The organism is Kitasatospora sp. NBC_01266 (genome assembly GCF_036242395.1).
In the GTDB taxonomy this organism is placed as follows: Bacteria; Actinomycetota; Actinomycetes; order Streptomycetales; family Streptomycetaceae; genus Kitasatospora.
Window position 1 is genome coordinate 3597913 of the sequence record NZ_CP108458.1, and the last position, 22809, is coordinate 3620721.

24 protein-coding genes are annotated in these 22809 nt (G+C 72.2%); 3 read left to right on the forward strand and 21 right to left on the reverse strand.

All coding sequences use genetic code 11. The features are described from left to right. Position 1: 1 nt before the first annotated feature. Positions 2–1633, reverse strand: coding sequence for a chaperonin GroEL (groL, locus tag OG403_RS15405; protein WP_329564825.1), 1632 nt, complete (start codon positions 1631–1633; stop codon positions 2–4). Between the two features lie 130 nt (positions 1634–1763). Further along, a complete protein-coding gene (groES, locus tag OG403_RS15410) occupies positions 1764–2069 on the reverse strand; it encodes a co-chaperone GroES (RefSeq protein WP_329564826.1) in 306 nt (101 codons plus the stop codon). 209 nt (positions 2070–2278) lie between these two features. Here groES and OG403_RS15415 point away from each other — a divergent pair, with 209 nt between their 5' ends. Next, positions 2279–3466 (forward strand): class I SAM-dependent methyltransferase, encoded by a 1188-nt coding sequence (locus OG403_RS15415; RefSeq protein ID WP_329564827.1) that lies wholly within the window; start codon positions 2279–2281, stop codon positions 3464–3466. Here the strand turns inward: OG403_RS15415 and OG403_RS15420 are convergent. Genes OG403_RS15420 through tsaB form a run of 5 tightly spaced genes read right to left on the reverse strand, consistent with a single transcriptional unit; the run spans position 3439 to position 6943 of the window. Next, positions 3439–4365: a polysaccharide deacetylase family protein gene (locus OG403_RS15420; RefSeq protein WP_329564828.1), complete on the reverse strand. Its 927-nt coding sequence runs from the start codon at positions 4363–4365 to the stop codon at positions 3439–3441. The genes OG403_RS15415 and OG403_RS15420 overlap by 28 nt on opposite strands. A 53-nt stretch (positions 4366–4418) precedes the next feature. Then, on the reverse strand, positions 4419–4685 hold the full coding sequence (locus OG403_RS15425) for a hypothetical protein (RefSeq protein WP_329564829.1): 267 nt from the start codon (positions 4683–4685) through the stop codon (positions 4419–4421). Further along, a complete protein-coding gene (gene tsaD / locus OG403_RS15430) occupies positions 4682–5788 on the reverse strand; it encodes a tRNA (adenosine(37)-N6)-threonylcarbamoyltransferase complex transferase subunit TsaD (RefSeq protein ID WP_329564830.1) in 1107 nt (368 codons plus the stop codon). Before tsaD ends, OG403_RS15425 begins: the two co-directional genes overlap by 4 nt. Further along, the gene (gene rimI / locus OG403_RS15435; RefSeq protein WP_329564831.1) at positions 5781–6293 is read right to left on the reverse strand and encodes a ribosomal protein S18-alanine N-acetyltransferase; all 513 of its coding nucleotides are present in this window, start codon (positions 6291–6293) and stop codon (positions 5781–5783) included. Before rimI ends, tsaD begins: the two co-directional genes overlap by 8 nt. Then, positions 6290–6943 (reverse strand): tRNA (adenosine(37)-N6)-threonylcarbamoyltransferase complex dimerization subunit type 1 TsaB, encoded by a 654-nt coding sequence (gene tsaB / locus OG403_RS15440; RefSeq protein ID WP_329564832.1) that lies wholly within the window; start codon positions 6941–6943, stop codon positions 6290–6292. Before tsaB ends, rimI begins: the two co-directional genes overlap by 4 nt. 138 nt (positions 6944–7081) lie before the next feature. On the opposite strand from tsaB, the gene OG403_RS15445 reads away from it, so the two are divergent. Beyond that, positions 7082–7651, forward strand: coding sequence for a hypothetical protein (locus OG403_RS15445; RefSeq protein ID WP_329564833.1), 570 nt, complete (start codon positions 7082–7084; stop codon positions 7649–7651). Here OG403_RS15445 and OG403_RS15450 read toward each other — a convergent pair. From OG403_RS15450 to glmS, 7 genes are all read right to left on the reverse strand, one after another. Next, positions 7597–7785, reverse strand: coding sequence for a hypothetical protein (locus tag OG403_RS15450; RefSeq protein WP_329564834.1), 189 nt, complete (start codon positions 7783–7785; stop codon positions 7597–7599). The genes OG403_RS15445 and OG403_RS15450 overlap by 55 nt on opposite strands. Before the next feature lie 97 nt (positions 7786–7882). Next, complete coding sequence (gene tsaE, locus OG403_RS15455; protein ID WP_329564835.1) at positions 7883–8380, reverse strand: tRNA (adenosine(37)-N6)-threonylcarbamoyltransferase complex ATPase subunit type 1 TsaE; 498 nt, start codon at positions 8378–8380, stop codon at positions 7883–7885. 103 nt (positions 8381–8483) lie between these two features. Beyond that, entirely contained in the window at positions 8484–9578 is a 1095-nt protein-coding gene (locus tag OG403_RS15460; RefSeq protein ID WP_442910918.1) for an alpha/beta fold hydrolase, read from the reverse strand. After that, positions 9575–10735, reverse strand: coding sequence for an alanine racemase (alr, locus tag OG403_RS15465; protein ID WP_442911067.1), 1161 nt, complete (start codon positions 10733–10735; stop codon positions 9575–9577). Before alr ends, OG403_RS15460 begins: the two co-directional genes overlap by 4 nt. A 35-nt stretch (positions 10736–10770) precedes the next feature. Beyond that, the gene (locus tag OG403_RS15470) at positions 10771–12237 is read right to left on the reverse strand and encodes an NAD(P)H-hydrate dehydratase (protein WP_329564837.1); all 1467 of its coding nucleotides are present in this window, start codon (positions 12235–12237) and stop codon (positions 10771–10773) included. 10 nt (positions 12238–12247) lie between these two features. After that, positions 12248–12616, reverse strand: a complete 369-nt coding sequence (locus OG403_RS15475) for a holo-ACP synthase (RefSeq protein WP_329564838.1) — start codon at positions 12614–12616, stop codon at positions 12248–12250. Positions 12617–12636: 20 nt separating this feature from the next. Then, the gene (gene glmS, locus OG403_RS15480) at positions 12637–14493 is read right to left on the reverse strand and encodes a glutamine--fructose-6-phosphate transaminase (isomerizing) (RefSeq protein ID WP_329564839.1); all 1857 of its coding nucleotides are present in this window, start codon (positions 14491–14493) and stop codon (positions 12637–12639) included. 120 nt (positions 14494–14613) lie between these two features. Here glmS and coaA point away from each other — a divergent pair, with 120 nt between their 5' ends. Then, positions 14614–15612, forward strand: a complete 999-nt coding sequence (gene coaA, locus OG403_RS15485; protein ID WP_329564840.1) for a type I pantothenate kinase — start codon at positions 14614–14616, stop codon at positions 15610–15612. A gap of 39 nt (positions 15613–15651) precedes the next feature. Here the strand turns inward: coaA and glmM are convergent, their stop codons facing one another. The 7 genes from glmM to OG403_RS15520 all read right to left on the reverse strand — a co-directional run bounded on the left by glmM (position 15652) and on the right by OG403_RS15520 (position 22768). Continuing rightward, entirely contained in the window at positions 15652–17022 is a 1371-nt protein-coding gene (glmM, locus tag OG403_RS15490) for a phosphoglucosamine mutase (protein ID WP_329564841.1), read from the reverse strand. A gap of 179 nt (positions 17023–17201) precedes the next feature. Then, positions 17202–17684 (reverse strand): 30S ribosomal protein S9, encoded by a 483-nt coding sequence (rpsI, locus tag OG403_RS15495; RefSeq protein WP_442911068.1) that lies wholly within the window; start codon positions 17682–17684, stop codon positions 17202–17204. 74 nt (positions 17685–17758) lie between these two features. Continuing rightward, positions 17759–18202: a 50S ribosomal protein L13 gene (gene rplM / locus OG403_RS15500; RefSeq protein WP_035848207.1), complete on the reverse strand. Its 444-nt coding sequence runs from the start codon at positions 18200–18202 to the stop codon at positions 17759–17761. A gap of 219 nt (positions 18203–18421) precedes the next feature. Continuing rightward, a complete protein-coding gene (locus OG403_RS15505; RefSeq protein WP_329564843.1) occupies positions 18422–20086 on the reverse strand; it encodes an ABC-F family ATP-binding cassette domain-containing protein in 1665 nt (554 codons plus the stop codon). 42 nt (positions 20087–20128) lie between these two features. After that, entirely contained in the window at positions 20129–21028 is a 900-nt protein-coding gene (gene truA, locus OG403_RS15510) for a tRNA pseudouridine(38-40) synthase TruA (protein ID WP_329564844.1), read from the reverse strand. Between the two features lie 79 nt (positions 21029–21107). After that, positions 21108–21611, reverse strand: a complete 504-nt coding sequence (gene rplQ / locus OG403_RS15515; RefSeq protein ID WP_329564845.1) for a 50S ribosomal protein L17 — start codon at positions 21609–21611, stop codon at positions 21108–21110. A gap of 134 nt (positions 21612–21745) precedes the next feature. Next, positions 21746–22768, reverse strand: a complete 1023-nt coding sequence (locus OG403_RS15520; protein WP_035800873.1) for a DNA-directed RNA polymerase subunit alpha — start codon at positions 22766–22768, stop codon at positions 21746–21748. Positions 22769–22809 lie beyond the last annotated feature (41 nt).

The window sequence follows — 22809 nt, forward strand, 5'->3', positions numbered from 1 at the left end:
GTCAGTGCGAGTGGCCGTGGCCGCCGTGCGAGTGACCGGCGCCGGCCTCCTCCTCGGCGGGCTTCTCCACCACGAGGGTCTCGGTGGTGAGCAGCAGCGAGGCGATCGAGGCGGCGTTCTCCAGGGCGGAGCGGGTGACCTTGACCGGGTCGATGACGCCGGCCTTCATCAGGTCACCGTACTCGCCGGTGGCGGCGTTGAAGCCCTGGTTGCCGTCCAGCTCGGAGACCTTGGAGGTGATGACGTAGCCCTCCAGGCCGGCGTTCTGGGCGATCCAGCGCAGCGGCTCGGCAAGCGCCTTGCGGACCACGGCGACACCGGTGGCCTCGTCGCCCGACAGGCCCAGGCCGCCGTCCAGCACCTTCTGGGCGTGCACCAGGGAGGCGCCACCGCCGGCGACGATGCCCTCCTCGACCGCGGCACGGGTCGCCGAGATGGCGTCCTCCAGGCGGTGCTTGCGCTCCTTGAGCTCCACCTCGGTGGCGGCGCCGACCTTGATCACGCAGACCCCGCCGGCCAGCTTGGCCAGGCGCTCCTGCAGCTTCTCGCGGTCCCAGTCCGAGTCGGTGTTGGCGATCTCGGCCTTGATCTGGGCGACGCGACCGGCGACGGCCGCGGAGTCACCGGCACCGTCGACGACCGTGGTCTCGTCCTTGGTGATGGTGACGCGACGGGCCGAGCCCAGCACGTCCAGGCCGGCCTGGTCGAGCTTGAGGCCGACCTCCTCGGCGATGACGGTGGCACCGGTCAGGGTGGCCAGGTCGCCGAGGATGGCCTTGCGGCGGTCACCGAAGCCCGGGGCCTTGACGGCCACCGCGTTGAAGGTGCCGCGGATCTTGTTCACCACGAGGGTGGAGAGCGCCTCGCCGTCCACGTCCTCGGCGATGATCAGCAGCGGCTTGGAGGTGCCGCCCTGCAGGATCTTCTCCAGCAGCGGGAGCAGTTCCTGGATCGAGGAGATCTTGCCCTGGTTGATCAGGATGTACGGGTCCTCCAGGACCGCCTCCTGGCGCTCCTGGTCGGTGACGAAGTACGGCGACAGGTAGCCCTTGTCGAACTGCATGCCCTCGGTGAAGTCCAGCTCCACGCCGAAGGTGTTGGACTCCTCGACGGTGATCACACCGTCCTTGCCGACCTTGTCGATCGCCTCGGCGATCAGCTCGCCGACCTGGGTGTCCTGCGCGGAGAGCGAGGCGACGGCGGCGACGTCGTCCTTGCCCTCGATCTCGCGGGCGACCGAGAGCAGGTGCTCGGAGACGGCGGCGACGGCCTTGTCGATGCCCTTCTTCAGGGCGGCCGGACCGGCGCCGGCGGCGACGTTGCGCAGACCCTCGTTGACCAGGGCCTGGGCCAGCACGGTGGCGGTGGTGGTGCCGTCACCAGCGACGTCGTTGGTCTTGGTGGCCACCTCCTTGACGAGCTGCGCGCCGAGGTTCTCGTACGGGTCGTCCAGCTCGACCTCGCGGGCGATGGTGACACCGTCGTTGGTGATGGTCGGAGCACCGAACTTCTTGTCGATGACGACGTTGCGGCCCTTGGGGCCGATGGTCACCTTGACGGTGTCGGCCAGCTTGTTGACACCGCGCTCGAGCGAGCGGCGGGCGTCCTCGTCGAACTGCAGGATCTTCGGCATGTTTCCGTTTCCTCGGGATATCTGCGTTACGTGACGTCAGGTGTACCAACAACCGCGCCCCGGGCCCCTGTCACAACTGACACGGATCCGGGGCGGGCCAGGTGGCGGACCGTCAGGTCCGCCGGACTGCTTACTTCTCGACGATGGCGAGAACGTCGCGAGCCGAAAGGACGAGGTACTCCTCGCCCTTGTACTTCACCTCGGTGCCGCCGTACTTGGAGTACAGGACGACGTCGCCCACGGCGACGTCGAGCGGCAGGCGCTGGCCGTCCTCGAAGCGGCCCGGGCCGACGGCCAGGACAACGCCCTCCTGGGGCTTCTCCTTGGCGGTGTCCGGGATAACCAGGCCGGAGGCCGTGGTGGTCTCGGCGTCGAGCGGCTGGACCACGATGCGGTCCTCAAGCGGCTTGATGGCAACCTTGCTGGCGGTGGTCACGTCCGAGTTCCCCTTCGGAGATTACGGGGTTGTCTAACAGGTGAGTGGCGACACCGACGGCCTGCCGTCGCGGGGGTCAGGCCGGTACTGTCGCGTTAGCACTCCCCCAGGGGGGAGTGCCAAGAACGACCATAGGCCGCGGTTAGCACTCAGTCAACCAGAGTGCCAACGGCGCGCGGGGCGAATCGCCGGACCTGGACAATGGCCGGGTGGAGACCGAGATCTTTGAGCAGCTGCTGACCGACCAGGGGCAGCGGCTGCTGGCCGAACTGCGCGAGTACGCCCCCGGCGAGGAGCTGGCGCTGGCCACCCGGCTGCGGCGGGAGCACCCGGCGGAGCTGGTCTCGGCGGCGCTGGGGCAGGCCCGGCTGCGGCAGCGGGCGCAGGCGAAGTTCGGGGACGACGCGGCGCGGATGTACTTCACGCCCAACGGGGTCGAGCAGTCCACCCGGCGCAGCGTGGCCCAGTGGCGGGCGGCCCGGTTCCAGCAGCTCGGGGTGGCGCGGCTGGCCGACCTGTGCGCCGGGATCGGCGGTGACGCGATCGCGCTGGCGCGGGCCGGGATCTCGGTCCTGGCGGTCGACCGCTCCCCGCTGACCTGCGCGGTCGCGGCGGCCAACGCGGCCTCGCTGGGCCTGTCCGAGCTGATCGAGGTGCGCTGCGCGGACGTGGCCGAGGTGCGCGTCGACGGTTTCGACGCCGTCTTCACCGACCCCGCCCGACGCACCGACCGGGGCCGGGTCTTCGACCCCGCCGCCTACTCACCGCCGCTCTCCTGGGCGATCGAGGCCGGCCGGCGCACCCGGTTCGGCGCACTCAAGGTGGCGCCCGGCATCCCGCACGAGGCGGTCCCGCAGGACGCGCAGGCGGAGTGGGTCTCCGACCACGGCGAGGTCAAGGAGGCGGTGCTCTGGTTCGGCACCGCCCCGGCCGCCGACGAGCCGCACCGGGCCACCCTGCTGCCGGGGCCGCACACCCTCTCCGGCGGCCGGCTCCCCGACCCGCCGGCCGGCCCGGTGCGCCGCTACCTCTACGAGCCGGACGGCGCGGTGATCCGCGCCCACCTGGTCGCCGAGGTCGCCGGGCAGCTCGGCGCCACCCTGATCGACCCGATGATCGCCTACCTGACCTCGGACCAGCTGCTCCCCACCCCGTACGCCCACGCGTACGAGATCACCGACGTGCTGCCGTTCAACGTCAAGAAGCTCAAGGCCCTGCTGCGGCAGCGCGCGGTGGGCACCGTGGTGATCAAGAAGCGCGGCATCGGGCTGACCCCGGAGGAGCTGCGCCGGCAGCTGAAGCCCGCGGGGCCGAACTCGGCGACCGTCTTCCTGACCCGGGTCGCCGACGCCCCCACCATGCTGCTGGCTCAGCCTGCGGTCGGCGCCTGGATGTAGTCCTCCAGCCGGGCCACCGAGAAGCCCTGCTCCTGGATCCGGCTGAGCAGTTCGCCGAACATCTCGGTCATCGTCTCGCCCTTGAGGTCCTTGGGACCCCGGAAGTGGGCCAGGATGATGTCACCGGACTTCAGCTTCTTGTCGGCGGCCTGGTACTGCATGTCGTGGATCTGCATCGACTCGCGCCACAGCACGACCGCCCGCGGGCCGCACTGCTGGACGGCGCTGTTGAGCGTCGCGGTGTTGGCGCCGTCACCGTAGGGCGGTCGGAACAGGAACGGCGCGGCCCCGTACTGCTGGGTGAGCACCTGCTGGTCGCCGCAGACCTCGTTCTTCTGCGCGGCGGCGGACACGGTGCTCATCTGCGGGTGGTGCAGCGTGTGGTTCTGGATGTGGTTGCCGGCGGCCTGCAGCGGCTTGAAGTAGCTGTAGTCGTTCTTGATCGCGTCGTCCATCAGGAACATGGTGACCGGGATCTTCAGGTCGTTCATCATGTCGATGAACTTGGGGTCCTTCTCCGCACCGTCGTCGAGGGTCACGAAGACCACCTTGTCGGTGGTGGGGATCGAGCTGATCACCGGCACCTGGCCGGTCCTGGTGAGCTTGACCGGCTTGTCGGCGGGCGCCGCCGGCGCGGCGGGCAGCGGCTGCAGGTGCCACTTGGCCCAGGCCGCCGCCGACACCTGGCCGGCCGCGGCGGCCGCACCGCTGGGCGCGGCACTCGAGGGGGCGGCGGCCGACGGCGGCACGGCGGCCGGGGTGCTCTGCGGCGCCACCGCGTTCTGCTGCCCCCCGGCACCGCCGCCGCTGCCGCCGCAACCGCTGACCGAGACGGCGGCGACCAACGCGAGCGAGCCCGCCGTGTACGCCGTCAGCCGGCTCCTCTGGTACGTCTTCACGGCGCGCCGCTCCCCATGCTGTTGTGTGCGATCAGCTCTCTCGGCCCCGAACGCTACCTTGCTTCGGTCACGTACTCACGCTGGAAGGACCACCGGTGCACGGGGCGTGCCAACAGGTCTGACGCAGGCTCAGGCGGCGCCACCGGTTCGGTGCCCGGCGCCCACCAGCTGATCAGCAGCACCCGCTCCCCCGGCGCGCTGAGCAGCTCGACCCGCTCGGCCGCCGCGAGCGCGGGCACCGCGTACTCGCGTGCCCAGCCCAGCAGTTCGGCCCCGCGCCCCGGGGCGGCCTTGGCCTCCCACATCGCCACCTCGGTCACGCCCGGCCGCCGTCCAGCGCGCGGTAGGCCTCGCCGTGGACGTCCCCGTGCCCGAGCGGCGCGGCCGGCACCGAGACCTCGGTGAGCGGCAGCGAGGAGTCGGCCGAGAGGTCGAAGGACGAGGTCGGCCGGTTGCGCCAGACCATCTCCGCGCCGAGCGCCGCGACCATCGCGCCGTTGTCGGTGCACAGGCCCGGCCGCGGCACCCGCAGCCGGATGCCCGCCCGCTCGCAGCGCTGTTCGGCCATCGCGCGCAGCCGGGAGTTGGCCGCCACCCCGCCGCCGATCATCAGGTGGTCCACGTCGTGCTCCTGGCAGGCCTTGATCGCCTTGCGGGTCAGCACATCGGTGACCGCCTCCTGGAAGGAGGCCGCGACGTCCGCCACCGGCACCTCCTCGCCGGCCCGCCGCTTGGCCTCCACCCAGCGGGCCACCGCGGTCTTCAGTCCGGAGAACGAGAAGTCGAACGCGGGGTCCTTCGGGCCGCTCAGGCCGCGCGGGAAGTGGATCGCCTTGCGGTCGCCCTCGCGGGCCATCCGGTCCACCACCGGGCCGCCGGGGAACCCGAGGCCGAGCACCCGGGCCACCTTGTCGAAGGCCTCGCCCGCCGCGTCGTCGATGGTGGCGCCGAGCGGGCGCACGTCGCTGGTGATGTCGCCGGTGAGCAGCAGCGAGGAGTGGCCGCCGGAGACCAGCAGGGCCATCGTCGGCTCGGGCAGCCGGCCGTGCTCCAGCTGGTCGACGCAGATGTGCGAGGCGAGGTGGTTGACGCCGTAGAGCGGCTTGTCCAGCGCCCAGGCGTACGCCTTGGCGGCGCTGACCCCGACCAGCAGCGCGCCGGCCAGACCGGGGCCGGCCGTGACCGCGATGCCGTCCAGGTCACTGGCCTTGATCCCGGCGGTGTCCAGCGCGCGCTGGATGGTGGGGACCATCTCCTCCAGGTGGGCGCGGCTGGCGATCTCCGGGACCACACCGCCGAACCGGGCGTGGTCGTTGACGCTGGAGGCCACCGCGTCGGCCAGCAGGGTGGTGCCGCGCACGATGCCGACGCCGGTCTCGTCGCAGGAGGTCTCGATGCCCAGGACGAGCGGTTCGTCAGCCATGGTCTTCCTCGGTCTCGTTCTCGTTTCGGTGGTCGCGGCGCATCACCAGCGCGTCCACGTTGGCCGGCTGGTAGTAGCCGCGCCGGATGCCGATCGGCGCGAAGCCGAAGCGCTCGTAGAGGCGCTGGGCGCGGAAGTTGTCGATCCGCACCTCCAGCAGCAGCTCGGTGCAGCCGCGCCGGACGGACTCCTCGACCAGGTCGGCGAGCAGCGCCGCGCCCAGTCCCCGGCCCTGGTAGCGGTCGTCGACCGCGATGGTCTGCACGTCCGCCTCGGCGGGGCCCGCCATCAGGCCGGCGTAGCCGACGATGCTGCCGTCCTCGGTGGTGGCCACCGTGTAGTGGCGGCTGCCGCCGGGGTGCGCGTCGGCCAGCTCCGACCAGTACATCCCGGCCGACCAGGCGTCCTCCGGGAAGAGCCGGGGCTCCAGCTCCAGCACCGGGGCGATGTCCCACCAGCGCATCGGGCGCAGCGTGATCCTGGTGGTGCGGGTGCCCGCGGTCACGCCGGCAGCACCGCCTTGTAGCCGGTGGGGACCTGGGCGTCGGGGCGGCGCAGGTAGAGCGGCAGCGGCGGCAGCAGCTCGCGCCCGGCGGCCAGCTCGGTGACCGCGAAGTCGGCCAGCGCGCCGGCCGACAGGTGCTCGGGCCCGTGCGCGCCGGGGAAGGTCTCGGGATAGAGCAGCGCGCCGGCGCCGACCGAGGCCGCGCGGACCGTCAGGTCGCCGGGCCGGTCCACCGCCGGGCCCTCGACGCGGTGCCCCGCCGCGTCGTAGTCGGCCCAGTAGACCTCCTTGCGACGCGCGTCGGTGGCCGCCGTGAACGGGCCGGTCAGGCCCTCGGCGCGGGCCTGCCGGGCGATCGCGTCCAGCGTGCAGACGCCGTGCACCGGCAGGTCGAGCGCGTGCCCGAGCGCGGCGGCGGTGGCCAGGCCCACCCGCAGCCCGGTGTACGGCCCCGGGCCGACGCCGACCGCGATCGCGGTCAGCTCGCGCTTGTCCACGCCGGCCTCGGCGAGCACCCGCACGATCGTGGGCAGCAGCAGTTCGCCGTGGCGCCGGGCGTCGACCTGGTAGGTCTGCGCCAGGACGGCCGCGCCGTCATGGACGGCGGCGGTGACGGCGGGGGTAGCGGTGTCGAACGCGAGCAGCAGCACTCGTCCAGGTTAGAGGGTCGCCGGAGTCGATCATTTGTCCCCATACGGAACACACGTTCAAGAGGTCCCTGGGGCCCGCCCGGAACCTGGCACGATGGGGCTTCACGGCCCTACGAAGAACGGGAGTGCGCGGTGGCGATGAAGGGTCCTGCAGTCGCGGTCACCGGTCTGACCCTGAGCGCCATGGCGCTGGTCGCGCTGCTGGCCGTCCAGGCCGAGGGCTCCGCCACCCGGGCCACGGCCGCCCAGCCGCCGCCCAGCGCGAGCACCTCACCGGGCGGTTCGCCGCCCCCCGGCCCCGACGCCTCGCCCAGCGCTCCGCCGCTGCCCAAGGCCGCGGAGGGCAGCACCCTGCGGGTGGTCTACTCGGTGGGCGCCAAGGAGATCTGGCTGGTCGACCCGGAGAAGACCCCCGAGGTCCAGGCCGCGTTCCCGGTGCAACCCGGCTCGGTCAACCCGGCACCGGGCACCTACACCGTCTACAGCCGATCGCCCACCGGGACCGGGAGCGACGGCAAGCAGATCGAGCACGTGGTCCGGTTCACTCAGCAGGGTGGTGTCGTCTTCGGCTTCAGCGCGGCGCTGGACGGCTCCACCGCGCCGGCCGACCCGAAGGCCAAGACCGGCGGCATCCGGTTCGACCGGGCCGACGGTCAGACGCTCTGGGACTTCGCCCCGGACGGCACCCGGGTGCAGGTGGTCGGCTGAGCCGGCTCGCCGGGCTTCGGCGGGGTGCAGACGGCCCTCGCCGCGGCGGTGGCGGCCAGCAGGCGGTCCATCGGCACCCGCTCGGCCGCCTCGGCGACGTCCTTGGTCATGGTCACGGGGGTGCTGCTCGTCATGATGGACTCCCTAGTTAGGCACACCTAACCTGAAAGCCCATCCCATCACGTCGGCAGCGGTGGCCGCAACAGGATGCCGACACGATGTCGGAAAGCGTCAGCCCTCCAGCGCGGCCAGGTCGACCCCGTCCCAGCGGCCACCGAGGCCGGTCAGGGTGACCAGGCGCGGATCGTCCGACGTCGGCTCCACGCCGCCCAGGGCGCGCTCGATCCGCACCTCCAGGCGGTCCGCCGAGAGCTGCTCGACCTTGCCCTCCCCCCACTCGACCACCACCACCGACTCCGGCAGCGAGACGTCCAGGTCGAGGTCCTCCATCTCCTCCAGCCCACCGCCCAGCCGGTAGGCGTCCACGTGGACCAGCGCGGGCCCGCCGGTCAGCGAGGGGTGCACCCGCGCGATCACGAAGGTCGGCGAGGTCACCGCCCCGCGAACCCCGAGCCCCTCCCCGAGCCCGCGGGTGAGGGTGGTCTTGCCGGCCCCCAACTCCCCGGAGAGCAGCACCAGATCCCCGGGCCGCAACACCGCGGCCAGCCGTCGGCCGAGCCCGGTCATCAGCTCGGGGGTGGGGACGGTGACAGTGGTGTGGGCGCCCATGGGTTCCTCTTGTTCTGCGGGTTGCGCTGCCGGGTCGACCGCGGTGCTGCCGGGTCGACTGCGGCCAACGGTGCCATACCGGCCGCCCCGCCCGCTCGGAGCGTCACACCACGGGAGGGACCGACCGCCCGAGCAACCGGATCAGCCGGTCGTCGACCTCCTCGGGACGCTCCAGCATCACCAGGTGGCCCGCGCCGGGGACCAGCACCAGTTCGGCGTCCGGCAGCGCCCGCGCGATCGCCTCGCTGTGGGCGACCGGGGTGAGCAGGTCCTCGGTGCCGGCCAGCACCAGCACCGGCAGGCCGGCCAGCGCGCCGAGCGCCGCCGTCTTCTCGTGCGCGGCGAAGGCGGGGTAGAACTCGGCGACCACGTCGATCGGGGTGCTGTCCAGCAGTTGGTCGGCGAACCTGGCGACCGCCGGGTCCACGTCCTTGCCGTCGCCGCCGAAGGAGAAGCGGCGGTAGAAGACGGCGCTGACGTCGGCGCCCAGCCGCCGGGTGGCCTCCACCAGGCCGACCTGGCTGCCCAGCAGCTTGACCACCCCGGGGCCAAGCCGGCGCCAGACCCTGGTGCCGACCGGGGAGAGCCCGAGGGTCACCGTCTCCCACTGGCCCGCCGTGGTGCCGATCAGCGCCACCCCGGCGACGCGGTCCCGGAACAGCCGCGGACGCTGGTCGGCCAGCGCCATCACGGTCATCCCGCCCATCGAGTGGCCGACCAGCACGAGCGGCCCGCTTGGGGCGACCGCGTCGATCACCGCGCCGAGGTCGCCGCCCAGCTGGTCGATGGAGGCGGGCCGCCCGGCCAGGTAGGAGCGGGAGCGCTCGGAGCGGCCGTGGCTGCGCTGGTCCCAGAAGACCAGCCGCAGGTCACCGCGGAACGCGGCCCGCTGGAAGTGGAAGACGTCCTGGTTGAGGCAGTAGCCGTGGCTGAACACCACGGTCAGCGGCGCGTCCTCGGGGCCGTCCAGCTCGACGTAGAGCTCGGTGCCGTCCGCCGCCGCCACGGTGCGCGGCCGGCCGCGCAGCGAGCCGAACGGGGCCACCGCGTCCAGCCGCTCGCGGGCGCGCTGGCGGGCCCGGCCCAGCGTCAGGCGCTCGATCGCGATGCCCGCCGCGGCCCCGGCGGCGGCCATCCCGAGCGACAGGCCGATCAGCCCGGCCCGGCTCACCGAGCCCCCGCCGGACTCCTCGCTCACCCGAGCGCTCCGGTCCCGCCCAGGTAGCGGCGCGGCACCCGGGCGCCGATCCGGGTGACGATCTCGTACGCGATGGTCCCGCTGGCCCGGGCCCAGTCCTCGGCGGTCGGCTCGCCGCGCTCGCCGCTGCCGAAGAGCAGCACCTCCTCGCCGACCGGCGGGGTGTCGCCGCCCAGGTCCACCACGAACTGGTCCATCGCGACCCGCCCGGCCACCGTGCGCCACTTGCCGGCGATCTGGACCGGCCCGGTGCCGCTGGCGTGCCGCGGGATGCCGTCGGCGTAGCCGACCGGGACCAGGCCGAGCGTGGTCTCCCCCGGGGTGTGGTACTGGTGGCCGTAGCTGACGCCGTGTCCGCCGGGGACCTGCTTGACCAGGGCGAGCCGGGCGCTGAGCGACATCACCGGGCGCAGCCCGAAGTCCGCGGGGGCGCCCAGCTCGGGCACCGGCGACACGCCGTACATGGCCAGGCCGGTGCGCACCAGGTCGTAGTGGGACTCGGGGAGCAGCAGGGTGGCCGGTGAGTTGGCCAGGTGCCGCACCTCGGGGCGCACCCCGGCCCGCTCGGCGTACGCCAGCATCGAGGCGAAGGCGTCCTGCTGGGCCTGGACGGACGGGTGGCCGGGCTCGTCGGCGGCGGCGAAGTGCGACCAGACGCCGACCACCTGGAGCAGGCCCTCGGCCTCGGCCCGCAGCGCGGCGTCCACCAGGTCCGGCCACTCCTGCGGCTGGCAGCCGTTGCGGCCCAGCCCCGTGTCGGCCTTCAGGTGGACCCGGGCCGGCAGACCGGTGGCCCGCACCGCGTCGAGCAGTTCGTCGAGCGCCCACTGACCGCTGATCGAGACGTCGATCCGGGCCCGCAGCGCGCGCGCCCACGGGCCGCCCGGCGTCCACAGCCAGCACAGGATCCTGGCCTGCTCCGGAGCGATCCCGGCCGCCCGCAGCGCCAGCGCCTCCTCGGGCGTGGCGGTGCCGATCCAGCGCACCCCGGCGGCCAGCGCCTCCAGGGCGCAGGGCAGCGCGCCGTGCCCGTAGGCATCGGCCTTCACCACGGCCATCAGGTCGGCGCCCGGCGCGCGCTCGCGCAGTGCCGCGAGGTTGCCGCGCAGCGCGGCCAGGTCGATGGCCGCCTCGGCGCGCAGTCCCTCGGCGAGCATGGTGGTCCCGGTCGTCTTCGCAGTTGTCATCGGGTTCAGTCTCCCAGACCTTTCCTGGGCACTGCCTGACCCCCCTGCGCCACGTCGCGCCAGGCGGCCGGCAGGGCGGCGGCCAGCTCGCTCGCGGAGATCGGCGCGCCCTGCGGTTCGCCCGCCGCCAGCCGGCCGGCCAGGCCGTGCAGGTAGGCGGCGGCGGGCGCGGCGTCGAACGGCGGCAGGCCGGCGGCGAGCAGCGCGCCGGCCAGGCCCGCAAGCACGTCGCCGCTGCCGGCGGTGGCCAGCCAGGCGGTGCCGGTGGAGTTCACCCGTGCGGTGCCGTCCGGGCGGGCGACCACCGTGGTCGAGCCCTTGAGCAGCACGGTGGCCCCGTAGCGGTCGGCCAGCGCGCGGGCGTGCCGCAGCCGGGCGGCGGCCACCTGATCGGCCGTCACCCCGCCGCCGAGCAGCCGGGCGGCCTCGCCGGCGTGCGGGGTGAGCAGGGTGGGCGCCCGCCGCCCGGCCAGCTCCCGCGGGCCGCGCCGGGCCAGCTCGGTCAGGGCGTCGGCATCCACCAGCACCGGCACCTCACTGGCCAGCGCGTCGTCCAGCGCCTCGGCGGTGTCGTCGCCGGAGCCCGGACCGACCACCCAGGACTGCACCCGGCCCGTGGTGAGCAGCACCTCGGGGTGGCGGCGGACCACCTCCTCGGCGGGGCGGCCCTGGTAGCGGATGGCACCGGCGCCGCCGTGCAGCGCCCCGGCGACGACCAGCAGCGCCGCGCCCGGGTAGCGCTCGGAGCCGGCCAGCACGCCGACCACGCCGCGCCGGTACTTGTCGCTCTCCGCGCCGGGCCGGGGCAGCAGCGCGGCCAGCTCGGCGTGCTGCAGGGCCTCGACGGGCGCGGCGGGCGGGCGCAGGCCGATCGGCACCAGCTGCACCGGCCCCGCGTACTCGGCCCCCGGATCGATCAGCAGGCCGGGCTTGTGGGTGCCGAAGGTGACCGTGAGATCGGCGCGCAGCGCCGTCCCGCCGACCTCCCCGGTGTCGGCGTCCACCCCGCTCGGCAGGTCCACCGCGACCAGCACGCCCCGGCGCGGCTCGCGCGCGTACGGCTCGGCGGCCGGCCGCAGCCCCCCGCTGCCGCCGATCCCGACGATGCCGTCCAGGATCAGGTCGGCGCGGCGGAAGTCGGCCAGGCCGACTTCCTGGTCCGTGGTCACCTGGCTGCCCGTCGCCCGCAGCGCGGCCAGGCCGCCCTGGTGCGCCCGCTCGGGGCTGAGCAGCACCGCGGTGACCGCCGCCCCGCGCCGGGCCAGCCGGGCGCCGGCGAAGAGCGCGTCGCCGCCGTTGTCGCCGCTGCCGGCGAGCACCAGCACCCGGCTCCCGTAGACCCGGCCGCGTCGGCGGGTCAGCAGCCGGGCGCAGGTGGCGGCGAGGCCGGCCACCGCCCGGTCCATCAGTGGCTGCCCGGCCAGTTCGGCTTCGGCGGCCCGGACCTGTGCGACGGTGTGAGCTAGGCGCATACCGGTGAAACTACCCCTCGGCGATGACCACCGCCGAGGCCACACCGGCGTCGTGACTCAGCGACAGGTGCCAGGACCGCACCCCGAGCTGCGCCGCGCGCTCCGCCACCGTGCCGGTGACGTGCAGGATCGGGCGGCCCGAGGCCTCGCTGCGCACCTCGGCGTGGTGCCACTCCAGGCCGCCGGGCGCGCCGAGCGCCTTGGCCAGCGCCTCCTTGGCCGCGAAGCGGGCCGCCAACGAGGCGACCGAGCGCTGCTGGCCCGAAGGCAGCAGGCGCTCGGCCGCGGTGAAGAGACGCTCGCCCAGGGCCGGCGTACGCAGCAGGGCCTCGGCGAAGCGGTCGATCGAGGCGACGTCGATACCTACTCCGATGATCACCTCGCCGACGATACCCGGAGCTACTCGACCGTCACCGACTTCGCCAGGTTCCGCGGCTGGTCCACCTCGTGCCCCTTGGCGGTGGCCAGCTCGCAGGCGAAGACCTGCAGCGGCACGGTGGAGACCAGCGGCTGGAGCAGCGTCGGGGTGACCGGGATCGAGATCAGGTGGTCGGCGTACGGGACCACGGCCTCGTCGCCCTCCTCGGCGATCACGATGGTCCGGGCGCCACGGGCGCGGATCTCCTGGATGTTGGAGACGATCTTGTCGTGCAGGATCGACCGCCCGCGCGGCGAGGGCACCACCACGACCACCGGCAGCCCCTCCTCGATCAGCGCGATCGGTCCGTGCTTCAGCTCGCCCGCCGCGAAGCCCTCGGCGTGCATGTACGCCAGCTCCTTGAGCTTGAGCGCGCCCTCCAGCGCCACCGGGAACCCGACGTGCCGGCCCAGGAAGAGCACCGAGCGGGCGTCGGCCAGCGAGCGGGCCAGCTCACGCACCGGCTCCATGGTCTGCAGCACCTGCTCGAGCTGCTTCGGCGCGTCGGACAGCTCCTGGATCACCGCCGAGATCTCGTCACCCCACTTGGTGCCGCGCACCTGGCCCAGGTAGAGCGCGACCAGGTAGCAGGCGACCAGCTGGGTGAGGAAGGCCTTGGTGGAGGCGACCGCCACCTCGGGTCCGGCGTGGGTGTAGAGCACCGCGTCCGACTCGCGCGGGATGGTCGAGCCGTTGGTGTTGCAGATCGCCAGCACCCGGGCGCCCTGCTCGCGGGCGTGCCGCAGGGCCATCAGGGTGTCCATGGTCTCGCCGGACTGCGAGATCGCGATCACCAGCGTGCGGTCGTCGAGGATCGGGTCCCGGTAGCGGAACTCGGAGGCGACCTCGACCTCGCAGGGGATCCGGGTCCAGTGCTCGATCGCGTACTTGGCGATCATGCCGGCGTGGAAGGCGGTGCCGCAGGCCACGATGACGACCTTGTCGACCTCGCGCAGCACCGAGTCCGGGATCCGCAGCTCGTCCAGGGTCAGCCGCCCGTCGGTGCCGATCCGGCCGAGCAGGGTGTCGGCGACGGCCTTCGGCTGCTCGGCGATCTCCTTGAGCATGAAGTAGTCGTAGCCGCCCTTCTCGGCGGCCGAGGCGTCCCAGTCCACGTGGTACTCGCGGACCTCGACCGGCTCGCCGTGAAAGTCCGTCACGGTCACCGCGTCGGCGCGCAGTTCGACCACCTGGTCCTGGCCCAGCTCGATCGCCTCGCGGGTGTGCGCGATGAAGGCGGAGACGTCCGAGGCGAGGAAGTTCTCGCCCTGGCCGCGCCCGACCACCAGCGGCGAGTTGCGCCGGGCGCCGACCACCACGCCGGGCGCGTCCGCGTGCACCGCCACCAGGGTGAAGGCGCCGTCCAGCCGGCGGCAGACGGTCCGCATCGCCTCGGCCAGGTCGCCGTCGTAGGCCTCGGCCAGCAGGTGCGCGACCACCTCGGTGTCGGTCTCCGAGCGCAGCGTGTGGCCGCGCTCGACCAGCTCGGCGGTGAGCTGGGCGAAGTTCTCGATGATCCCGTTGTGGACCACCGCGACCTCGCGGCGGTCGTCCAGGTGGGGGTGGGCGTTGGCGTCGGTGGGTCCGCCGTGGGTGGCCCAGCGGGTGTGGCCGATGCCGGTGGTGCCGCCGGGAAGAGGGGTCTCCGCGAGCGACTTCTCAAGGTTGACGAGCTTTCCGGCCCGCTTGTCGGTGGCGAGACTCCACTGCCCGGAGGAGCCCGCCGTCTGGATGGCCACGCCCGCCGAGTCGTACCCTCGGTACTCCAGGCGCTGCAGCCCTGCGATCACTACGTCGAGCGCGGGCTGGAAGCCCACGTAACCAACAATTCCGCACATATGTTTCATCATAAGGGCGCTTCCTGAGCGAAAGCCGTCCTTGTGTTTCGCTAGGGCCACCCTTGGGGCAACAGCTGGTGACCGACACCACAGCGCCCGCCCACCCCCGGACGGCCCACAATGGACCATGTGCTGACCGAACTCTGTAGCCAGGGCGCACCCTCGACGCCCAGCCCGTCGCCGTCCCCGTACGTCGATCTGTCCCGGGCCGAGTGGAGCGCCCTGCGCGACCGCACTCCCCTGCCGCTGAGCGCGGCCGAGGTGGAGCAACTACGCGGCCTCGGCACAGCACTGGACCTGGACGAGGTCCGTGACGTCTACCTGCCGCTGTCCCGGCTGCTCAACCTCTACATCCACGCCACCCACGAACTGCGCGGGGCACTGGGCACCTTCCTGGACACCCCGGACACCGAGCGCACCCGCACCCCGTTCATCATCGGGGTGGCCGGCTCGGTGGCGGTCGGCAAGTCCACCACCGCCCGCCTGCTGCAGGCGCTGCTGGCCCGCTGGCCCGAGCACCCCCGGGTCGAACTGGTCACCACCGACGGCTTCCTGCTGCCCAACGAGGAGCTGCGCCGGCGCGGCCTGATGGCCCGTAAGGGCTTCCCCGAGTCCTACGACCGCCGGGCCCTGATGCGCTTCGTGGCGGACGTGAAGGCGGGCAAGCAGCAGGTCTCGGCCCCGGTGTACTCGCACCTGGTCTACGACATCGTGCCGGGCGAGCGGCTGGTGGTGCAGCGCCCGGACATCCTGATCGTCGAGGGCCTGAACGTGCTGCAGCCCGCGCTGCCCGGCACCGACGGCCGCACCCGGCTCGCGGTGGCCGACTACTTCGACTTCTCGATCTACGTGGACGCCCGCACCGACGACATCGAGAACTGGTACCTGTCCCGCTTCAAGAAGCTGCGGGACACCGCCTTCCTCGACCCCAGCTCCTACTTCCGCCGGTTCACCGAGGTGCCGGAGGAGGAGGCGATGGAGTACGGCCGCCAGGTCTGGCGCACCATCAACAAGCCCAACCTGCTGGAGAACGTGCTGCCGACCCGGGGGCGGGCCACCCTGATCCTGCAGAAGGGCGCCGACCACAAGGTCCGTCGCGCCCTTCTGCGCAAGCTCTGAGCCCCAGCGGGGCTCGGAGCAGCGGGACTTGAGCCGCCGTCAGATCGCGAGCTGCTCGCGGACGACGGCGGCCAGCTTCCCGGCCACCGCCTCGGCCTGGTCGTGGTCGGCGGCCTCGACCATCACCCTCACCAGCGGCTCGGTGCCGGACGGGCGCAGCAACACCCGTCCGGTGCTGCCGAGTTCGGCCGCAGCCGCGGCAACAGCCGCGGTCAGCTCGGCACTGTCGGCCACCCGGCTCTTGTCCACACCCTTGACGTTGATCAGCACCTGCGGCAGCCGGGTCATCACGGCGGCCAGGTCGGCCAGCGGCTGCTTGGTGGCGGCCAGTCGGGCGCCCAGCATCAGGCCGGTCAGGGTGCCGTCGCCGGTGGTCGCGTGGTCCAGCAGGATCACGTGGCCGGACTGCTCGCCGCCCAGCGCGTAGCCGTGCTCCTTCATCGCCTCCAGCACGTAGCGGTCCCCCACCGCCGTCTCGACCAGGGCGATGCCCTCGCGCTCCATGGCCAGCTTGAAGCCCAGGTTGGCCATCACGGTGCCGACCGCGGTGTTGCCGCGCAGCGTGCCGGCCTCGCGCATGGCCACCGCCAGGATCGCGATGATCTGGTCGCCGTCCACCTCGTTGCCCTCGGTGTCGGCGGCCAGGCAGCGGTCGGCGTCGCCGTCCAGCGCGATGCCCAGGTCGGCCCGGTGCTCGCGCATCGCCTGGCACAGCCCGCCCAGGTGGGTGGAGCCGACGCCGTCGTTGATGTTCAGGCCGGTCGGCTCGGTGCCCAGCGTGTAGACCACCTCGGCACCGGCCCGGGCGAAGGCCTCGGGGGCCACCCGGGCGGCCGCGCCGTGCGCGCCGTCGATGACCACCTTGATGCCGTCCAGCCGGTTGGGCAGCACGCCGATCAGGTGGGCCACGTACTTGTCGACGCCCTCGGTGTACTCGTGCACCCGGCCGACCACGCTGCCGGTGGGGCGCTGCCGGATCGGCTCGGCGCCCGACAGGTAGTGGCGGTAGTCGGTCTCGATCGCGTCCTCGATCGCGTCGTCCAGCTTGTGGCCGCCGCGGGCCAGGAACTTGATGCCGTTGTCGGGCATCGCGTTGTGGCTGGCCGAGAGCATCACGCCGAAGTCCGCGCCGAGCGCACCGGTCAGGTACGCCACCGCCGGGGTGGGCAGCACGCCGACCCGCAGCACGTCCACGCCCGAGCCGGCCAGCCCGGCGATCACCGCCGCCTCCAGGAACTCGCCCGAGGCACGCGGGTCACGGCCGACCACCGCCACCGGGCGCCGACCGCCCAGGTCGCCCGCGTCACCGAGCACGTGCGCCGCCGCCATCGACAGGCCCAGCGCCAACTCGGCGGTCAGTCCGATGTTTGCCACACCGCGTACGCCGTCAGTACCGAAGAGTCGTGCCACAGTCCCGTCCTTTGTTGCCGGCCACCGGACGGCCTGAGGGAGGACCGCCGGTGGGGATGAGTTCCCTGGCCGCCTGACCGGTCCAGGGAGCACAACGCCCCGGGGCACATGAAGTGCTCCGGGGCGTGGGTCCCGCCTGCGGGGTGCGCACCAAGGGCGGCACACACCCCGGGGGGTGACTAGCGCTTGCTGTACTGCGGGGCCTTGCGGGCCTTCTTGAGACCGGCCTTCTTGCGCTCGACGGCGCGGGCGTCACGCATCAGGAAGCCGGCCTTCTTGAGGGCGGCGCGGTTGTTGTCCACGTCGGCCTCGTTCAGGGCACGGGCGACGCCGAGGCGCAGCGCGTAGGCCTGACCGGAGACGCCGCCGCCCGCGATGCGCGCGATGACGTCGTAACGGCCGTCCAGCTCAAGGAGCTTGAAGGGCTCGTTCACGGTCTGCTGGTGCACCTTGTTGGGGAAGTAGTTCTCCAGGGTGCGACCGTTGATCTTCCACACGCCGGTGCCGGGGACGATGCGCACGCGGGCGATCGCCTCCTTGCGACGGCCGAGGCCGGCGCCGGGGACGGCCTCGCTGAAGCGGCCGGCCAGCGACTCGGTGGAGTACGACTCGGTGTCCTCGGAGGTGTACTCGGTGTACTCCTCGTCGACCTCGATGTCCAGGGGGGTCTCGATGGCAGCGTTCTCGGCCACGATGTTCCTCAGCTTTTCTTAGTTAAGGGGCTTGGTGGCCGGGATTACTGCGCGACCTGGGTGATCTCGAACGGCACCGGCTGCTGGGCAGCGTGCGGGTGCTGGTCGCCCGAGTAGACCTTCAGCTTGGAGAGCATCTGACGGCCCAGGCTGTTCTTGGGGATCATGCCCTTGATGGCCTTCTCGACGGCCTTCTCGGGGTTCTTGTCCAGCAGGTCGTCGTAGCGCACCGAGCGCAGACCGCCCGGGAAGCCCGAGTGGCGGTAGGCCAGCTTCTGGGTCTTCTTGTTACCGGACAGGTGCACCTTGTCGGCGTTGATGATGATGACGAAGTCACCAGTGTCAACGTGCGGCGCGTAGATCGCCTTGTGCTTGCCCCGCAGGAGGTTGGCGGCCTGGGAGGCCAGGCGGCCGAGCACGACGTCGGTCGCGTCGATGACGTGCCACTGACGCTGGACGTCGCCGGGCTTGGGGCTGTACGTACGCACGGTCGTAGCCTTCGCTTTTCAGTGAGTGAGTCCTGACAGGAGCACCTGAACGAGAGATCAGCCTGGATCCACTTGGACGCAATTCAAGGGGAGCCGCTGGTCATCGGCCTGGTGTCTCCGGCGTACCGACCTCTCACGTGAGATGGAGCGAGCCAATACGCACAACAAGGGCCCACAATACCCGCTACCGGGTGCGAGCTCCAAACCCGTGCCGGTCCGTCAGCGCTCGCGGCGGACCCGCGCCTCGTCCCAGACCGGCTCCGGCGACTCGTAGACCCGGCCGTCGGCACCGAAGACCAGGAAGCGGTCGAAGGTCTTGGCGAACCAGCGGTCGTGGGTCACGCAGAGCACCGTGCCGTCGAACGCCTCCAGCCCCTCCTGCAGCGCCTCGGCGCTGTCCAGGTCCAGGTTGTCGGTCGGCTCGTCCAGCAGCAGCGCGGTGACGCCGGAGAGTTCCAGCTTGAGGATCATCAGGCGGGCCTGCTGGCCACCGGAGAGCGACTCGAACTTCTGCTCCTCCTGCTTCTCCAGCTCGTAGCGGCGCAGGGCTCCCATCGCGGCGCCCCGGCTGAGCGCGTGCTCCTCCTCGACGATCGAGCGCACCGTGCGCCCGAACAGCTCGGGGTGGGCGTGGGTCTGGCGGAAGTGGCCCGGCACCACCCGGGCACCCAGCTTCCAGCTGCCGCTGTGCTTCACCGACTCGTCGCCGGCCAGCAGCCGCAGGAAGTGCGACTTGCCGGAGCCGTTGGAGCCGAGCACCGCGACCCGCTGGCCGTAGTAGACCTCCAGGTCGAAGGGCTGCATCAGCCCGGTGAGCTCCAGGTTCTGCAGGGTGAGCGCCCGCACGCCGGTGCGGCCGCCCTTGAGGCGCATGGTGATGTTCTGCTCGCGGGGCGGCTCCTCCGGGCGGCCGGCCTCCTCGAACTTCTTCAGCCGGGTCTGCGCGGCGGCGTAGCGGGTGGCCAGCGCGTGGCTGACCGAGGCCGCCTGGCGCAGCGTGACCACCAGCTTCTTGAGCTTGGCGTGCTCCTCGTCCCAGCGGCGGCCGAGCTCCTCGAAGCGCGCGAAGCGCTCCTTGCGGGCCTCGTGGAAGGAGTCGAAGCCGCCGCCGTGCACCCAGACGCTGCTGCCGCCGCCACCGAAGCCGGACTCGACGCTGATGATCTTGTCGGCGGTGCGGGAGAGCAGTTCGCGGTCGTGCGAGATGTACAGCACGGTCTTGGAGCTGGCCTTGATGGCCTCCTCCAGCCAGCGCTTGCCCGGCACGTCCAGGTAGTTGTCGGGCTCGTCGAGCAGCAGCACCTCGTCCGGGCCGCGCAGCAGGCACTCCAGGACCAGGCGCTTCTGCTCGCCGCCGGAGAGCGTGTTCAGGCCGCGGAACTGGGCCCGGTCGAAGGGCATCCCGAGGGCCGCCATGGTGCAGACGTCCCAGTCGGTCTCGTAGTCGTAGCCACCGGCGTCCGCCCAGTCGGAGAGCGCCTGGGCGTACGCCATCTGCGACTTCTCGTCGTCCTGGGCCATCATCGCCAGCTCGGCGGCGTCCACCGCCTTGGCGGCCACCGCGATCCGCGCCGGGGCCACCGAGACCAGCAGATCGCGCACCGAGGCGTCCGGCGGCAGTGCGCCGGGCGTCTCGCGCAGGTCCTCGCGCCCGGTGGTCCCGACGAACTGGCGCATCACGCCGAGCCCGCCGGAGACCGTCACCGTGCCGCCGTGCGGCTGGGTGTCCCCGGCGATCATGCGCAGCAGCGTGGTCTTGCCGGCCCCGTTCGCGCCCACCAGCGCGACCGCGGCGCCCTCGCCGACCCGGAAGGACGCGTCGTCGAACAGCACCCGCCCGTCCGGCAGGTAGTACTCAAGGTGCGAAATCTCGACGTGTCCCATGAGCAGAAATTGTGCAGTGCTCGCGTGAACCCACCAAATGGATTAGCCCTGGCCCGGCAGCGTCCGCATCCGCCGGGCCAGCCGGTTGCGCTCGGCGAGCTGGTCGTCGGCCGGGTAGCCGACCTCCTCCAGGGTCAGCCCGTAGGGCCGGATCACGTTGACCGCGCTGTTGCGCACGCCACCGCGCAGCACCTCGCCGGGGAACTCCGCCGGCCGGTGCCCGTCCCCGACCAGCAGCATCGCGCCGACCAGCGCGCGCACCATGTTGTGGCAGAACGCGTCGGCCCGCACCGTGGCCACCGCCAGCGAGCCCTCCTGGGCCGCGTACGGGTCCATCGGCACCCGGTCCCAGTGCAGTTCGAGCAGCGTGCGGATGGTGGTGGCGCCCTCGCGCTTCTTGCAGTACGCCGCGAAGTCGTGTTCGCCGAGCAGCAGCCGCGCCGCCTCGTTCATCTTCTCGATGTCCAACGGTCGGTCGTGCCAGAGCACATGGCCGCGCAGCAGCGGATCGACGCCACCCGGGTGGTCGGCCACCCGGTACGCGTACCGCCGCCAGATCGCCGCGAACCGCGCGTCGAACCCGGCCGGCGCCTCGCTCACCCGGTAGATCCGGACATCCGCCGGCAGCCGCCCGGCCAGGCGCCGCAGCAGCTTCTCGCCGTGCGCCGCCCACACCTCGTCCGGCAGGTCGACGTGCGCCACCTGCCCGCGCGCGTGCACCCCCGCGTCGGTGCGCCCGGCGACGGTGAGCGGGAACAGCTCCGGGCTGCGGGTGACGATCTGCAGCGCGCTCTCGATCTCCTCCTGCACCGTGCGCCGCCCCCGCTGGCGCGCCCAGCCGGAGAACTCGGCGCCGTGGTAGGCCAGATCGAGTCGGATCCGGACGCGGCCCTCGGCCGGGCCGTCCTTCACCGGCGGCTGCTCGGCGCAGTCGTTCACCACACATACCTCCGTCGCAAAAGGAACGGGCCCGCTCCCCCGCCGAAGCGGGAAAACGGGCCCGTTGATACACCTACAGGCTTCAGGCCTGCTCGGCCTCGTCCGCCGGAGCGGCGTCGGCCGGGGTCTCGTCGGCGACAACGGCGGCGGCGTCCGCCTCAGCAGCAGTCTCCTTGACGGCGCGCTTGGTGGCGGCCTCGGCCTCACCAACGGCGGTCTGCGAGACGGTCAGCGCCTCGACCAGCTCGATCACGGCCATCGGGGCGTTGTCGCCACGACGGGGACCGATCTTGGTGATGCGGGTGTAACCACCGGGGCGGTTCTCGTAGCGCGGCGCGATCTCGGTGAAGAGGGTGTGCAGCACCGCGACGTCGGTGATCGTCTTGCGGACGATGCGACGGTTGTGGATGTCGCCGACCTTCGCCTTGGTGATCAGCTTCTCCGCCAGCGGGCGCATCCGACGGGCCTTGGCCTCGGTCGTGGTGATGCGGCCGTACTGGAACAGCTCACGGCACAGGCCGGCGAGCAGCAGCGGCTCGTGGTGCGGGCCGCCACCGAGGCGGGCACCCTTCGCGGGACGGGGCATGGTAGCTCCTTGAATCTCCGACTCCGGCCGTATCAGGTACCGGAACGGGCGGCCGGGCGCAGTTGCCCGGACGGCTTAGTTCATTGCATTGAGGTGGGGGCGACCCGCTGGGAGTCGCCCCCACCGCAAACTCATCAGTACTGCTCGGTCTCCGCGTAACCCGCGTCGTCCAGGTCGTCGGCGCCGAAGGCGTCGGCGGCGGCGGTCGGGTCGAATCCGGGCGGGCTGTCCTTGAGGGCCAGGCCCATGCCGGCCAGCTTCGCCTTGACCTCGTCGATCGACTTCGCACCAAAGTTGCGGATGTCGAGCAGGTCGGCCTCGGAGCGGGCGACGAGCTCACCCACGGTGTGGATGCCCTCGCGCTTGAGGCAGTTGTACGACCGAACGGTGAGCTCCAGCTCCTCGATCGGCAGCGCCAGGTCGGCGGCCAGGGCGGCGTCCGTCGGGGACGGGCCCATGTCGATGCCCTCGGCGTCGATGTTCAGCTCGCGAGCGAGGCCGAACAGCTCCACCAGGGTCTTGCCGGCCGAGGCCATGGCGTCACGCGGGCGCATGGCGGGCTTGGTCTCGACGTCGACGATCAGCTTGTCGAAGTCGGTCCGCTGCTCGACACGGGTGGCCTCGACCTTGTAGGTGACCTTCAGCACGGGGCTGTAGATCGAGTCGACCGGGATCCGGCCGATCTCCTGGCCGGAAGCCTTGTTCTGCACGGCGGAGACGTAGCCGCGACCGCGCTCGACGGTCAGCTCCATCTCCAGCTTGCCCTTGCCGTTCAGCGTGGCCAGGACCAGCTCGGGGTTGTGCACCTCGACACCGGCCGGCGGCGCGATGTCGGCGGCGGTGACCACACCGGGGCCCTGCTTGCGCAGGTACATCACGACCGGCTCGTCGTGCTCCGAGGAGACGACCAGCTGCTTGATGTTCAGGATGAGGTCGGTGACATCCTCCTTGACGCCCGGCACGGTGGTGAACTCGTGCAGGACACCGTCGACCCGGATGCTGGTGACAGCGGCACCGGGGATCGAGGAGAGGAGGGTGCGGCGAAGCGAGTTGCCGAGGGTGTAGCCGAAGCCCGGCTCCAGCGGCTCGATGACGAACCGCGAGCGGTACTCGTCGACAACCTCTTCGGTCAGCGAGGGGCGCTGAGCGATCAGCATGTTTTCAGATCCTCCAGTTGTACTCGGCACCCACTATTTGA